This window comes from Buttiauxella selenatireducens (assembly GCF_031432975.1).
In the GTDB taxonomy this organism is placed as follows: domain Bacteria; phylum Pseudomonadota; class Gammaproteobacteria; order Enterobacterales; family Enterobacteriaceae; genus Buttiauxella; species Buttiauxella selenatireducens.
The window spans coordinates 4,364,883-4,379,148 of the sequence record NZ_CP133838.1; the positions used below are offsets into that span (position 1 = coordinate 4,364,883).

A 14,266-nucleotide genomic window follows, 5' to 3' on the forward strand; every position below is an offset into this window, starting at 1 on the left:
AAGCTGCGCCTTCGTCGACAATACCGTTCTTAGCTTAAACGGCCATGACACTGTTTGTATTTTTTACCAGAACCGCATGGGCAAGGATCATTACGACCTACTTTGCGCTCACCCGTTTCTGCTGCCAGTGACTCTGCAGCCAGCGTCTCGTCATCCTGGTGACTCAACTGTTGCATCTGTGCCAGACGCTCAGCTTCTTCACGACGGTGCTGTTCCATCGCTTCGACTTCTTCAGGCATACGCACCTGAACTTTGCTCAACGTACTGATAACTTCATATTTCAGAGCTTCGAGCATAGAAGCAAACATGGCAAAAGATTCACGCTTGTATTCTTGCTTAGGATCTTTTTGTGCATAGCCACGCAAGTGAATGCCCTGACGCAAATAGTCCATTGCCGCCAGGTGCTCTTTCCACAATGAATCCAGAGTCTGTAGCATCACGCCTTTTTCGAAATGACGCATCATTTCAACACCAACGACCTCTTCCTTACGCTTATACACTTCGGCAGCGTTCTGCAGAATACGCTCACGCAGAGTTTCTTCATGCAGCTCAGGTTCTTTATCCAGCCACTCTTTGATTGGCAGATCGAGGTCGAAGTCGTTTTTCAGGCGCTCTTGCAGGCCTTCAACATCCCACATTTCTTCCAGTGACTGCGGAGGAATGTGTGTATCGATAGTCACTTTAAAGACATCTTCACGGATGCTGTTGATAGTTTCACTGACGTCACTTACATCCAGCAATTCGTTACGCTGGCTGTAGATAGCGCGACGCTGATCGTTAGCTACATCATCGTATTCAAGCAGCTGTTTACGAATATCAAAGTTGCGGCTTTCAACTTTACGTTGTGCGTTAGCAATCGCCTTAGTCACCCATGGGTGCTCAATGGCTTCGCCTGGTTTCATCCCCAGTTTACGCATCATGCCTGAAACGCGATCTGATGCAAAAATACGCATCAGGGAATCTTCCATAGAGAGGTAGAAACGAGATGAGCCCGCATCACCCTGACGACCAGAACGACCACGTAACTGGTTATCGATACGACGAGATTCGTGACGCTCTGTACCGATGATGTGCAAACCACCCGATGCCAGAACCGCGTCATGGCGAACCTGCCAGTCTGCTTTAATCTGCGCGATTTGTTCTGGGGTTGGATTTTCCAGCTCAGCGACTTCTGCCTGCCAGCTACCACCCAATACGATATCGGTACCACGACCTGCCATGTTAGTCGCAATGGTCACTGCGGCTGGATAACCCGCCTGGGCAACAATCCCTGCTTCATTCGCGTGGAACTTAGCGTTAAGAACATTGTGCTTGATACCAGCTTTGGTCAATTCAGCAGAAACCACCTCGGATTTCTCGATAGAAATTGTCCCCACCAGCACTGGCTGACCGTTCGCTGTACGCTCTTTAATATCTTCAATAATCGCAGTAATCTTGTCCGCTTCGGTCATATAGACCAAATCAGGCATATCTTTACGGATCATTGGGCGGTTGGTTGGCACAACGATGGTATCGAGTTTATAGATTGAGCTGAATTCAAACGCTTCAGTGTCTGCTGTACCCGTCATACCAGCCAGTTTTTCATACAGGCGGAAGTAGTTCTGGAAGGTAATGGACGCCAGCGTTTGGTTTTCATTCTGAATGTCGACACCTTCTTTGGCTTCAACAGCCTGGTGCAAGCCATCAGACCAACGGCGACCTTGCATAGTACGGCCGGTATGTTCATCAACGATGATGACTTCGCCATCTTTCACGATGTAGTCAACGTCACGGGTGAACAGCACATGCGCACGCAATGCAGCAGTTACGTGGTGCATCAGCATGATATTGGTCGGAGAGTAAAGTGATTCACCTTCCTCCATGATGCCTTCACGTACCAGCAGTTCTTCAACCAGTACCAGACCGCGTTCGGTAATGTTTACCTGACGAGATTTTTCGTCTACTGAGAAGTGACCTTCACCCTGGAAAGTATCAGAATCTTCTTTTTCCTGACGAATCAGGCTTGGGATGATTTTGTTTACTTTTTTATACATCTCGGAGCTGTCTTCAGCAGGACCAGAAATGATAAGCGGAGTACGCGCTTCATCGATAAGAATTGAGTCAACCTCATCCACCAACGCATAGTGCAGTTTACGCTGAACACGTTCTTCAGGGCTGAATGCCATGTTGTCGCGCAGGTAGTCGAAACCATATTCGTTGTTGGTGCCGTAAGTAATGTCAGCTGCATAAGCTTCGCGTTTTGCAACGGCTGGCATGTTAGGCAAGTTGATACCTACACTCAAACCTAGGTATTCGAACAAAGGGCGGTTGTTTTCAGCATCACGCTGGGCCAGGTAGTCGTTCACGGTAACCACGTGAACACCGCGGCCGCTCAATGCGTTCAGATACGCTGGCAGCGTTGCAGTCAGCGTTTTACCTTCACCTGTACGCATCTCTGCGATACAACGGTCGTTTAGAACCATACCGCCGAGCAACTGCACGTCGAAGTGACGCATACCGAATACACGCTTACTCGCTTCACGAACAACGGCGAAAGCTTCAGGGATCAGATTTTCAAGCACTTCACCTTTCTCAAGGCGTGCACGAAACTCATTGGTTTTTGCTTTTAATTCGTCATCGGAAAGTTTTTCAATTTCCGGTTCCATGCTGTTGATCAGAGTAACAACTTTACGCATACGACGCAGGGTGCGGTCGTTACGGCTACCGAAAACTTTAGTTAATAATTTGATTAGCATAATAAATTCTCAAACGCCTGCCGTCAGGGCAGAGCTAAAAATAACGTTATAATTTAAGGGAATGGTTTTAGCTGAGGCGTTGCGGACCGGCGCGGATACCGTAAACCTGGCTAATCCAAATGGCAGGACTGAAAGTCTCAACCGCAGGGGATTGCCAAAGTGCAGTATGGCGCACAATTACAGGGGGTTTGCTTTCCTGAGTGAGGAGCGCCGTGAGCGTATCCAGCAAAGCAAGTTTGTGTGCCTGAAGTGGCAAGCTTTCTTGTGCTGCTGGCAACGTCTGGGGTGCCATAGCAAATGAAAGATGGCGAATTACTGTGCGAATGGCATGTTGATGCCAGTAATCGACACTAAATGATGGTCGCCGGGTACTTTCCTGCAATAATGCCAGACTGTTGAAGCTGACCTTATTCAGGTAGTCATGACTGCTGGTAGACGTTTCTGCGGGTGCTGTTGGCTCGGTATTTTGGCTGAGAGCAGGCATGCCAAAACTCGCCGCGACCATCCCCAACAGGAGATGCGGCCAGAAATAACGTCTGCCAAACTGTCGCCAACGATTTAGAATACCAATCACTTTATCCGCCGGAGCATTATGTATGCGTGATAGTCGCCCACAATCTTTAGATCATTTGTTCGATGATGCTGGTGCCGAAAGCGTGTTGCAAAACGTGCAACAACGCGCAACTGCGCTACTTAAGCTCAACAGGGCAGTAAAAGGGATATTACCCGCTCAACTGCATCCCTGGTGCCGGGTAGCTAATTTCCGACAAGGCATTCTCGTACTTGAAACCGCGAATGCTAGCTGGCTGATGCGATTACGCTATGAACAAGCCACGCTACTGAGTGCATTACGCGCACAAATATTACCATCATTGACATCAATCGACATCAGGATTAATCCATCACTGGCTGCTATTGGGCAAGAATCAGTACAAGAAAACAGCATTCAAACGGTGAAAGGTAAAACTGAAGGGGTAAACAGAGAATTGAGTCAGCAAAGTGCTCAGGCATTACGGATGGTGGCTGAACGTAGCCCAGAGAAATTAAAGGCAGCAATAGAACGACTGGCATCATTGGCCGGAGAGAGTACCAATGAAACCAGTCGCAATAAATAATTCTGGAGTTAAGCCAGAACCATTTTCGGTGCTTTGAACGCTAACGGAAGTTCGGCATCGTCCTGGAAAGTTGCCCATTCCCAGGCTTCTTGCTTCGCCAGAACCGCTTGAAGCAATTTGTTATTCAGCGCATGGCCAGACTTATAGGCAGTAAACGCACCAATAATGTTGTGGCCGCACATGAACAAGTCGCCAATCGCGTCGAGCATTTTGTGACGAACGAATTCATCTTCAAAACGCAGGCCGTCTTCGTTCAGTACGCGATAATCGTCAACAACGATGGCACAATCGAAGCTACCGCCCAGGCACAAACCACGGGACTGCAGATATTCGATATCACGCATAAAACCGAAGGTACGAGCACGACTAATCTGGCGCATAAATGCTTCCGCAGAGAAGTTCATGCTGTAGCGTTGGGTGCTGGCATCAATCGCCGGATGGTTAAAGTCGATGGTGAAATCCAACGAGAAACCATTATACGGTTTGAATTCAGCCCATTTATCGCCATCTTCAACGCGAACTGTTTCTTTGACGCGCACAAATTTCTTCGCACAGTTTAATTCGTCAATCCCGGCATCAAGCAGCAGGTAGACGAATGGCGCTGCACTACCGTCCATGATTGGGATTTCTGGGGCATTGACTTCAATAATGATGTTATCAATACCTAATCCCGCAAGGGCGGCATTTAAATGCTCAACGGTAGAAATCCGCACATCGTGCTCGTTCACCAGGCAAGTACAGAGCATGGTATCACGCACAGATTTGGCATCTGCCGGAAAATCTACCGGAGGATTCAAGTCGGTGCGACGATAGATGACCCCGGTATTTGCCGGCGCAGGGCGCAACGTCAGTGTGACTTTCTTGCCGGTATGTAAACCGACACCAGTCGCCTGAACGATACGTTTAAGTGTCCTTTGTTTGATCATCGTATAATCTCGCCAAATTACCTATCCAACCGAAGTGTATATCACAATCGGTGGACCAGTTTAGCACAAAGAGCGGAGATCCCCAACTTCCGGTTTATTCTTAATCAGCTTGCTTGCGCAAAAACGCTGGAATATCCAGATAATCAGGCTCTTTCGTTGTTTGTGGCGTATTGTCATTCACTACTTTAGCAACGGGCTTTTGCTCTTGTTGAAGCGGAGCCATTCCGTGCTGCTGGTAGCGATCCATTACAGGTTGCTGAGTTTGCTTGTTGGTCACCAGAGTGATTTCTGGACGTTTGTCCATACCAATACCGGTTGCAACAACGGTCACACGCAGTTCGTCATTCATCTCTGGATCCAGAGATGTACCGATAACTACCGTGGCGTTATCAGATGCAAACGCACGAATGGTGTTACCCACAGTCTCGAACTCATCCAGACGCAGGTCGAAACCAGCGGTGATGTTGACAAGAACGCCACGCGCACCAGACAGGTCGATGTCTTCCAACAGTGGGCTGGAAATCGCCATTTCTGCCGCTTCTTCTGCACGGTCTTCGCCACTTGCCACACCGGAACCCATCATGGCATATCCCATTTCGGACATTACGGTGCGCACGTCAGCAAAGTCGACGTTCATCAGACCCGGACGGGTAATCAGTTCAGCGATACCCTGCACTGCGCCTTTCAGTACGTCGTTAGCTGCGCCAAAAGCGTCAAGCAAAGAGATACCGCGGCCCAGAACTTTCAGCAGTTTGTCATTCGGGATGGTGATCAATGAGTCAACATGCTTAGACAGTTCGGCAATACCCTGCTCCGCGAATGCCATGCGCTTCTTGCCTTCAAAGTTGAAAGGCTTCGTCACAACAGCTACGGTCAGGATGCCCAGATCTTTAGCGACTTCTGCAACTACAGGTGCTGCACCTGTACCTGTACCGCCACCCATACCTGCGGCGATAAATACCATGTCTGCGCCTTCCAGTGCAGCACGTAATGCATCACGGTCTTCTTCCGCAGCAGTACGGCCCACTTCAGGGTTAGCCCCAGCACCCAGACCTTTGGTAATACCATTACCAATCTGGATAGTCTGGCCTACCGCAGTTTTACGTAACGCTTGAGCGTCAGTATTCACTGCAAAGAATTCAACACCTTCGATGCGTTCGCGCACCATGTGCTCAACGGCATTGCCGCCGCCACCACCGACGCCGATGACTTTAATCACCGCGTCGTTGGTCAGTTCCATAGGTTCAAACATAGTTTCTCTCCGTTTTGTGCCTGTCGCCTGAGACCACTAATTTTGTCTGGTCTCTTATAAAATTTAAAACTCTTTTCTCAGCCAGCTGTTGATTCGCTTAATCCATGAGCCGACAGAGGTCCTTTTTTCCACTTCTGCTTCACCACTGAGATGTGTTTCCTTCCCGTAGTGCAGCAAGCCGACTGCTGTGGAGTAATAAGACTCCTGGGCATAATCAGTCAGGCCAGTAATATTTAACGGTTGTCCGATACGCACTTGCGTATGGAATACACGTTGCGCACAGGCTGCCAGGCCTTCAATTTGCGCCGCGCCACCCGTTAGCACAATCCCCGCCGCCAGGTGGTGCTTCACACCCTGTTGGCGAAGTTGCTCTTGTAATTGCAAAATCTCTTCGTTTACCAGGTTCAACAATTCGGTATAACGAGGCTCGATAACTTCAGCGAGCGTCTGGCGTTGCAGGCTACGTGGTGGACGTCCACCGACGCTTGGCACTTCAACGTTTTCATCTTTGCCAACAATCGAACCCAGTGCGCAGCCATGGCGTACTTTAATGGCTTCGGCATCACTTGGCGGTGTACCGAAGGCATAAGCGATGTCGCTGGTCACCACGTTCCCTGCATATGGGATAACTTTGGTGTGGCGCAACGCGCCTCCAGTGTAGACCGCGATGTCCATAGTACCACCACCGACATCGACTACGCAGACACCTAACTCACGTTCATCTTCGGTCAATACTGCGTAGCTTGCCGCAAGCCCTGCAAAGATCAGTTGGTCAACTTTAAGGCCGCAACGTTCAACGGCTTTAACGATGTTTTTCGCCATGTCGTTATGGCAAGTAATCAAGTGCACCTTAGCCTGCATGCGGACACCCGATAAACCTACAGGATTTTTGATGCCTTCCTGGTAGTCAATTGCATATTCTTGCGGGATAACGTGTAAAACACGATGCTCGTCACGTACACGCACCGATTTCGCGGTGTGAACGACGTTTTCAACGTCTTCCTGCGTCACTTCTTCTTCAGAAATTGGCACCATGCCAATCTCGTTTTGACAGCTAATGTGCTTACCTGACAGCGCAAGGTAGACCGAAGAAATCTGGCAATCAGCCATTAATTCGGCCTGGTCAATCGCGCGCTGAACGCATTTCACGACTGACTCGAGATCGTTTACGCCACCTTTGTCCATACCACGCGATGGGCAACTGCCCACGCCAATAATATTGACCATACCGTCAGGCAGAACTTCCCCTACTAAAGCGGCAACCTTTGCGGTACCGATCTCCAGTCCTACTACCAGTTTTCTGTCCGTCGCCTTGATCATTGTTATTCTGCCTGTGCCTGATTCTGTTGCTGATTAGGATTAGGTTCTTCTACGGGAGCAGGTTGCCATCCCACTGCCGCGCCTGAGTCATAACGCAAGTCGACATAGCTAATCCTTTTATTGTCGGCTTGCTCTTGCTGCTGCAGAACTGGGTAAAGCTCCACAAAGCGACTCAAGCGTTTCATCGTATCGCCCCGGCCCAAGTTAAGCTTAATGCCATTATTCAATGTCAATTGCCAGGAACGACGAGCGGTCATTGCCGCTTCTTTCAATGTAAATTTATCCTTTGCCAGCACATCGCCCATTGCGCGAAAGCCTTGCAATACTTCAGCTTCACTGCCTTCCGGCCCAGATAACATAGGTAAAGTCTGCTTTACAGCACGTTCGGCTGGAACACTGAACGCATTTCCTTGCGCATCAATCATATGCTGATCATTCCAGCGCGCGATGGGCACATATTCAACCAGATGAATCTTCAATTCATCAGGCCACTGCTTTCTCACACTCGCCTGCTTAATCCATGGCAAACGTTCAATTTGCTGTTGGATAATATTCACATCCTGGGTCATGAAGGTGCCAGGCGGACCCAGTGCCAGAATTGACTGACGAATATCATCGTTACGGGTGTAATGCCGTTCACCAGTAACCACCAACTTAGACAGTGGAAGACGCTGCGCATCCTCCATCCAGCCCACGACAATCCAGCCGCCAATAAATACCGTAAACAGTACTGCGCTCAGGAAAATTATCCCGGCCAGTCGCCCACCGTTACTGCGACGAGAACTGGTTTCTTCTTCTTCCTGGCGATTACGCGTATTCAGAGCTGCTTGCGACATATCAGTCTGCCAACTCCAGAATACGCACGACCAGTTGAGAGAATGTCATCCCAGCCTGACGTGCTGCCATCGGTACCAGGCTATGGCTGGTCATGCCTGGAGAGGTATTAACCTCCAGCAGGTAAAACTGTCCGTCGCTATCTAACATGACATCTACACGTCCCCAACCGCTGCAACCCAAAACTTGCCAGGCTTGCAGCACTAAAGCCTGCAATTCTTGCTCGCGCTGCTCAATTAAACCGCTCGGGCAAAAATACTGAGTCTCATCAGAGAGATACTTCGCCTCATAATCATAGAAAATTCCGGCGGGTTGGATACGAATAGACGGTAAAATTTCTTCGCCCAGGATAGCGACCGTGTATTCAGGGCCGCTTAACCATTTTTCGATCAACACTTCATCGTCATGCTTGAAGGCCAGTTCAAGTGCTGCTGGCAGTGCCGCAACATTATCGACCTTCGACATACCGACGCTTGAGCCTTCGCGACTAGGCTTAACGATGACTGGCATCCCCAGGCCTGCAATACGTTCTACCGTACCTGCGCAGATGCCCGCTTCCACATCACGTCGCGTTAATGCGACCGATGGAGCTACCGGTAAATTTGCACCTTGCCACAACAATTTAGTGCGCAGCTTATCCATGGTGATAGCTGAAGCCATCACGCCACTACCGGTGTAAGGCAGTTTTAGGAAATCCAGCAGCCCTTGAAGGGTTCCGTCTTCGCCGCCACGGCCATGTAAGGCAATAAATACTTTGTCAAAACCCTGCGCTTTTAGCTCAGTAACTGGCGTATTTTTCGGGTCGACTTCATGCGCGTCAATTCCTGCTTCTCTCAGGCCTGCAAGAACCGCCGCACCTGATTGCAAAGACACCTCACGTTCAGCGGAAGTTCCGCCCAGCAGGACAGCAATTTTATCAGCCATGTTGGTCTCCTTCCTTAGTGTGGGACTGCAATTTAAATTCAGCCAGGTTTCTGGCAACTTTCCCAACATTTCCTGCACCTTGCACCAGGATCAAGTCATTTCCCGACAAAACGGGTGCTAAAACATCTGCAATCTGACTTGCATCAGGAACCAGAATTGGGTCAACTTTTCCACGTCCACGAATCGTGCGACACAGTGAACGGCTATCAGCACCAGGAATCGCCGCTTCGCCAGCAGAATAAACATCCAGCATCAGCAAAGAATCAACTTGTGACAATACGTTAGCAAAATCATCGTACAAATCACGAGTACGCGTGAAACGGTGTGGCTGGAAAATCATAACCAGATTTTTATCCGGCCAGCCCGCACGTGCCGCTTTAATGGTGGCATCCACTTCAGTTGGATGGTGACCATAGTCGTCAACCAGCATGGCGGTGCCTTCTTTGCCATTCACTTCGGCAAGCGGATACTCGCCGAGGAAATCGAAGCGACGCCCTGTACCCTGGAAGCTTTCCAGCGCACGCAAGATGTCAGCATCATCAATGCCTTCTTCTGTCGCCACTGACACCGCAGCAGCGGCATTTAATGCATTGTGGCGACCTGGCGCATTCAGCGTGACTTGCAATGCTGGCTTGCCCTGACGCGCGATAGTGAAATGACCCTGCGGCCCTTTCTGGTGATAATTTTCTACACGAACGTCAGCATCTTCGCTAAAACCGTAAGTGGTGGTTTTGCGTCCCACACGCGGCAGTAGCTCGCGGATAACCGGATCGTCCACACACATGACCGCCAAACCGTAAAACGGCAAGTTGTGCAGGAAGTTAATAAACGTCTGTTTTAAATTTTCGAAGTCGCCCTGGTAGGTATCCATATGATCGGCTTCGATATTCGTCACCACGGAAACCATTGGCTGCAAATGGAGGAATGACGCGTCACTCTCATCAGCTTCAGCAATCAGGTAACGACTGTTGCCCAAACGGGCATGCGTTCCTGCGGCTTTAACCAGGCCACCGTTAACAAAAGTAGGATCAAGACCCGCTTCTGCATAAATACTAGAAACCATCGCTGTGGTTGTGGTTTTACCGTGTGTCCCGGCAATCGCGATGCCATGACGAAAACGCATCAACTCTGCCAGCATTTCAGCACGACGGATAACAGGGATACGCGCTTCATGAGCCGCGACAATTTCCGGGTTATCCATAGAGATTGCGGTAGAAACCACCACAACACTCGCATCAAGCACGTTTTCCGGGCGATGGTTGAAATAAATCGTGGCGCCCAGCGCCGACAACTGCTGAGTAACCGGGTTCGGAGCCAAATCAGACCCGCTGATCTGGTAACCTTCGTTAGCTAAAACTTCGGCAATACCGCCCATACCGGCGCCGCCGATGCCAACAAAGTGAATGTGCCGGACGCGACGCATCTCGGGCACGATAGAACGCAGTTTCGCCAGTTGTTGTGTATTCATTCTCTAACCTGCAGCGTCAAACGCCATTACTTCAAATATTCATGGGCAAAACAGCCACCCACAATGATTACGCCAGTGCTGCGGCGCTCACTTCTTTTGCTACCCGCTCTGTGGCATCGGGAATGGAAACAGCACGCGCACGTTCGGCCATTGCCAATAACGTTGCTCTGTCCCACCCGGCGAGCGTTTGGGTAACGGCATCCACGGTAAACTGCGGTTGCTCCAGTATTTTTGCCGCTCCAGCTTTTTCCAGTGGCAGTGCATTCCAGTACTGCTGCCGATCTTTATGCTGGAAGGGAACAAACAGTGCAGGTAATCCTGCCGCCGCGATTTCGCTTACGGTTAACGCTCCGGAACGACATACCACGACATCGGCCCACGCGTAAGCAGCGGCCATATCATCAATAAATTCAGTGACTTTATGCTGTGGCTGTGCGGCTTGTTCGTAAGCCTGCTGCACCGCTTCCTGGCCACCTTTGCCACACTGGTGCCAAATGGTGACAGCGTCGCCCAGGCGACCAGCAACTTGCGGTATGGTCTGGTTCAGCACGCGAGCGCCCTGAGAACCACCGACAACCAACACCCGAACCGGGCCTTCACGCCCCGCTAAACGTTCTTGCGGCAAAGGCAGAGCCAACACATCGGTACGAACCGGGTTGCCCACTACATCAGCATTCGGGAATGCACCTGGAAATGCCTGCATCACTTTTTTGGCAATTTTTGACAACCATTTGTTGGTCAGCCCAGCAATCCCGTTTTGCTCATGCAGCACGACCGGAATACCAAGTGACCAGGCCGCCAGCCCGCCAGGACCAGAGACATAACCGCCCATTCCCAGAACAACGTCAGGGCGATAAGCCTTCATGATTGCACGAGCCTGGCGCCAGGCGTTGAAAATCCGCACAGGTGCCAGCAACATGGCTTTCAGGCCTTTCCCACGCAAACCTGAAATACGAATAAAATCGATCTCAATTCCATGCTTAGGAACTAAATCTGCTTCCATACGATCAGCGGTTCCAAGCCAGCGTACTTGCCAGCCCTGAGCCATTAAGTGATGCGCAACGGCAAGACCTGGGAACACATGCCCACCGGTCCCACCAGCCATAACCATTAACCGCCGGGTTTGATTACTCATCGCACACCTTTCGTAAACGCCTGCGCTTTAGCCAGGCGTGTTTCATAATCAATACGCAGCAACATCATGATTGCTGTAGACATAATTAACAGACTTGAACCACCGTAACTGATCAGGGGTAATGTCAGACCTTTGGTTGGTAACATCCCCGCCGCAGCACCCACGTTTACCAGCGCCTGGAAGCTAAACCAGACCCCGATGGAGCAGCCTAAGAAACCAGCAAAACGCTGGTCCATTTCGAGCGCCCGCTTACCGATGGACATCGCACGAAAAGCCACGAAGAATACCATCAATAATGCCAGCACCACACCGATATATCCCAGCTCTTCTCCGATAATTGAGAAGATGAAGTCGGTGTGAGCTTCCGGTAAATATTCGAGTTTTTGTACCGAATTGCCCAACCCCTGCCCCCACAATTCACCGCGACCAAATGCCATCAGAGATTGTGTTAGCTGGTAGCCGCTACCAAACGGGTCATCCCACGGATTCCAGAAGGATGTTACGCGGCGAATACGATACGGTTCAGCAAGGATCAACAGCACAACTGCGGAAATGCCCATACCAATGATGGCGAGGAACTGCCAGAGTTTGGCCCCCGCCAGGAACAACATCGCCAGCGTAGTAACAAACAGTACAACCACCGTACCAAGATCGGGCTGTGCCAGCAGCAACACGGCCAGAACCAGGATAACCCCCATCGGTTTGAGGAAGCCACGCAGGTTATTGCGCACCTCATCAACCTTACGAACCAGGTAGTTGGCGAGATAGCAGAACAGCGACAACTTAGTGAACTCAGCGGGCTGAATACGCAGTGGGCCAAAAGCAATCCAACGTGACGCACCGTTAACCGAGCTACCCACAACCAACACAATCAACAACATAGCAATAGATAACAACAGCAGCGCGGTACTGTGACGCTGCCAGAAATCCATCGGCAAACGCAGGGTGAACAACGCCAGCACAAACGCCAGAATGATGTACAGACCGTCACGTTTAGCAAACAAGAATGGGTCATTCGCCAGACGTTGCCCGACAGGCATAGACGCGGATGTGACCATAATAAAACCGACCGCAGCTAGCCCGAAAGTCAGCCATAGCATGGTGCGGTCATACATTACGATGTTATTTGAGTCGGCCTCGCGGGAGCCCATCACCCAGCCTTTAATTGCTGACGCAAGCCAACTCAGGACGGCAAATCCCGGCAGTCTTGGCATACGCAGGCGAGGCAGAGAGAAGCGCATCAGCCAAGCTCCTTCGCAAGTAAGGTGAACTGGTCACCGCGTTGCTCAAAGTTTTTGAACTGATCGAGGCTGGCGCACGCCGGAGAAAGCAGAACCATGTCGCCAGGTTGTACACGAGCGGCAATTAATTTCATCGCCTGCGCCATCGTTTCAGTTTGTTCTGCAACATCAGGACGCAATGCAGCAAGTTCCGCACCATCACGACCAAAACAATAAAGCCGAATCGCTGGCCCTTGCAGGTATTGAGCAAGTGAGGAGAAATCAGCAGATTTACCGTCACCGCCCAACAGCAGGTGCAGTGTCCCTTCGACCTGCAAACCATTCAGCGCCGCTTCAGTGCTACCAACGTTGGTCGCTTTGGAATCGTTAATCCAGCGTACGCCGTTACGCTCCCATGCAAGCTGGAAGCGGTGAGCAAGACCGGTGAAGGTCGTCAGGGCTTTCAGGCTGCTGGAGCGTGGTAGTTTCACCGCATCCGCTAACGCCAATGCAGCAAGTGCGTTGGTGTAGTTATGGCGTCCCACCACTTTCATCTCTTTGGTGTTCAGGATTTTCTCACCTTTAACCCGCAGCCAGGTATCGCCCTGCTGATGGTTGAGATGATAGTCACCGACGTCGACGCCGAAGCTAATGCAACGATCGTCTGCACCACGTACTGGCATCGTCAATGCGTCATCCGCGTTCACTACACACACCGCGGCGTTTTCATAAACGCGCAGTTTGGCCGCACGGTACTGCTGCAGACCAAACGGATAGCGGTCCATATGATCTTCAGTCACGTTGAGAATGGTTGCCGCCGCTGCTTTCAGGCTATGAGTGGTTTCCAGTTGGAAGCTGGAAAGCTCCAGTACATATAGCTCGCGGTTTTGATCAAGCAGCATCAAGGCAGGCAAGCCGATATTTCCGCCTACACCTACATTTACGCCCGCCATTTTGGCCATTTCACCAACCAAGGTGGTGACAGTGCTCTTACCGTTCGAACCGGTGATCGCCACAATCGGTGCTGTCGCTTCACGGCAGAAGAGTTCGATATCACCGATTATCTCAACGCCCGCATCTGCAGCACGACTCAGCGCTGGATGGGCAATAGCAATACCAGGGCTGGCAATAATCAAGTCAGCCGTTAACAACCAATCTTCATTGAGTGAGCCAGTATGTCGTTCCACTGCTTCTGGTAGTTTTTCAAGTCCAGGCGGTGTCATGCGGGTGTCCATCACGCGTGGCGTCACACCACGCGCAAGGAAGAAATCCACGCAGGAAAGGCCGGTGAGGCCCAATCCGATAATAACGACTTTTTTACCCTGGTAATCAGCCAT

Annotated in this window: 12 protein-coding genes; 1 reads left to right on the forward strand and 11 read right to left on the reverse strand. The window is 50.7% G+C overall.

Translation table 11 applies throughout. The annotated features are described in order from the left end of the window. Positions 1-29: 29 nt before the first annotated feature. A complete protein-coding gene (secA, locus tag RHD99_RS20030) occupies positions 30-2,735 on the reverse strand; it encodes a preprotein translocase subunit SecA (RefSeq protein ID WP_309876133.1) in 2,706 nt (901 codons plus the stop codon). A 67-nt stretch (positions 2,736-2,802) separates the two neighbouring features. Beyond that, the gene (gene secM, locus RHD99_RS20035; RefSeq protein WP_183272778.1) at positions 2,803-3,309 is read right to left on the reverse strand and encodes a secA translation cis-regulator SecM; all 507 of its coding nucleotides are present in this window, start codon (positions 3,307-3,309) and stop codon (positions 2,803-2,805) included. 22 nt (positions 3,310-3,331) lie between these two features. Between secM and RHD99_RS20040 the strand changes: the two genes are divergently transcribed. After that, complete coding sequence (locus tag RHD99_RS20040; RefSeq protein WP_183272777.1) at positions 3,332-3,850, forward strand: DUF721 domain-containing protein; 519 nt, start codon at positions 3,332-3,334, stop codon at positions 3,848-3,850. An 8-nt stretch (positions 3,851-3,858) separates the two neighbouring features. Here the strand turns inward: RHD99_RS20040 and lpxC are convergent, their stop codons facing one another. From lpxC to murD, 9 genes are all read right to left on the reverse strand, one after another. Then, a complete protein-coding gene (gene lpxC / locus RHD99_RS20045; RefSeq protein ID WP_183272776.1) occupies positions 3,859-4,776 on the reverse strand; it encodes a UDP-3-O-acyl-N-acetylglucosamine deacetylase in 918 nt (305 codons plus the stop codon). Positions 4,777-4,876: 100 nt separating this feature from the next. Further along, positions 4,877-6,028 (reverse strand): cell division protein FtsZ, encoded by a 1,152-nt coding sequence (gene ftsZ / locus RHD99_RS20050; RefSeq protein WP_064539921.1) that lies wholly within the window; start codon positions 6,026-6,028, stop codon positions 4,877-4,879. 63 nt (positions 6,029-6,091) lie between these two features. Then, a complete protein-coding gene (gene ftsA, locus RHD99_RS20055) occupies positions 6,092-7,348 on the reverse strand; it encodes a cell division protein FtsA (protein ID WP_034460940.1) in 1,257 nt (418 codons plus the stop codon). A gap of 2 nt (positions 7,349-7,350) precedes the next feature. Further along, complete coding sequence (gene ftsQ / locus RHD99_RS20060) at positions 7,351-8,184, reverse strand: cell division protein FtsQ (RefSeq protein WP_309876141.1); 834 nt, start codon at positions 8,182-8,184, stop codon at positions 7,351-7,353. A 1-nt stretch (position 8,185) separates the two neighbouring features. Next, the gene (locus RHD99_RS20065) at positions 8,186-9,106 is read right to left on the reverse strand and encodes a D-alanine--D-alanine ligase (RefSeq protein WP_309876143.1); all 921 of its coding nucleotides are present in this window, start codon (positions 9,104-9,106) and stop codon (positions 8,186-8,188) included. Further along, entirely contained in the window at positions 9,099-10,574 is a 1,476-nt protein-coding gene (murC, locus tag RHD99_RS20070) for a UDP-N-acetylmuramate--L-alanine ligase (protein ID WP_309876144.1), read from the reverse strand. Before murC ends, RHD99_RS20065 begins: the two co-directional genes overlap by 8 nt. A gap of 67 nt (positions 10,575-10,641) precedes the next feature. Continuing rightward, entirely contained in the window at positions 10,642-11,709 is a 1,068-nt protein-coding gene (murG, locus tag RHD99_RS20075; protein ID WP_309876146.1) for an undecaprenyldiphospho-muramoylpentapeptide beta-N-acetylglucosaminyltransferase, read from the reverse strand. Next, positions 11,706-12,950 (reverse strand): cell division protein FtsW, encoded by a 1,245-nt coding sequence (ftsW, locus tag RHD99_RS20080; RefSeq protein WP_183272771.1) that lies wholly within the window; start codon positions 12,948-12,950, stop codon positions 11,706-11,708. The genes murG and ftsW overlap by 4 nt, the downstream gene beginning before the upstream one ends. Next, positions 12,950-14,266 (reverse strand): UDP-N-acetylmuramoyl-L-alanine--D-glutamate ligase, encoded by a 1,317-nt coding sequence (gene murD / locus RHD99_RS20085; RefSeq protein WP_309876149.1) that lies wholly within the window; start codon positions 14,264-14,266, stop codon positions 12,950-12,952. The genes ftsW and murD overlap by 1 nt, the downstream gene beginning before the upstream one ends.

Excerpts from the sequence above, each read along its gene's own strand:
- murC (WP_309876144.1), bottom strand. The coding sequence starts at position 10,574 with ATGAATACACAACAACTGGCGAAACTGCGTTCTATCGTGCCCGAGATG.
- RHD99_RS20040 (WP_183272777.1), top strand. The coding sequence starts at position 3,332 with ATGCGTGATAGTCGCCCACAATCTTTAGATCATTTGTTCGATGATGCT.
- secA (WP_309876133.1), bottom strand. The coding sequence starts at position 2,735 with ATGCTAATCAAATTATTAACTAAAGTTTTCGGTAGCCGTAACGACCGC.
- ftsW (WP_183272771.1), bottom strand. The coding sequence starts at position 12,950 with ATGCGCTTCTCTCTGCCTCGCCTGCGTATGCCAAGACTGCCGGGATTT.
- RHD99_RS20065 (WP_309876143.1), bottom strand. The coding sequence starts at position 9,106 with ATGGCTGATAAAATTGCTGTCCTGCTGGGCGGAACTTCCGCTGAACGT.
- murD (WP_309876149.1), bottom strand. The coding sequence starts at position 14,266 with ATGGCTGATTACCAGGGTAAAAAAGTCGTTATTATCGGATTGGGCCTC.
- murG (WP_309876146.1), bottom strand. The coding sequence starts at position 11,709 with ATGAGTAATCAAACCCGGCGGTTAATGGTTATGGCTGGTGGGACCGGT.
- ftsQ (WP_309876141.1), bottom strand. The coding sequence starts at position 8,184 with ATGTCGCAAGCAGCTCTGAATACGCGTAATCGCCAGGAAGAAGAAGAA.
- ftsA (WP_034460940.1), bottom strand. The coding sequence starts at position 7,348 with ATGATCAAGGCGACGGACAGAAAACTGGTAGTAGGACTGGAGATCGGT.
- lpxC (WP_183272776.1), bottom strand. The coding sequence starts at position 4,776 with ATGATCAAACAAAGGACACTTAAACGTATCGTTCAGGCGACTGGTGTC.
- ftsZ (WP_064539921.1), bottom strand. The coding sequence starts at position 6,028 with ATGTTTGAACCTATGGAACTGACCAACGACGCGGTGATTAAAGTCATC.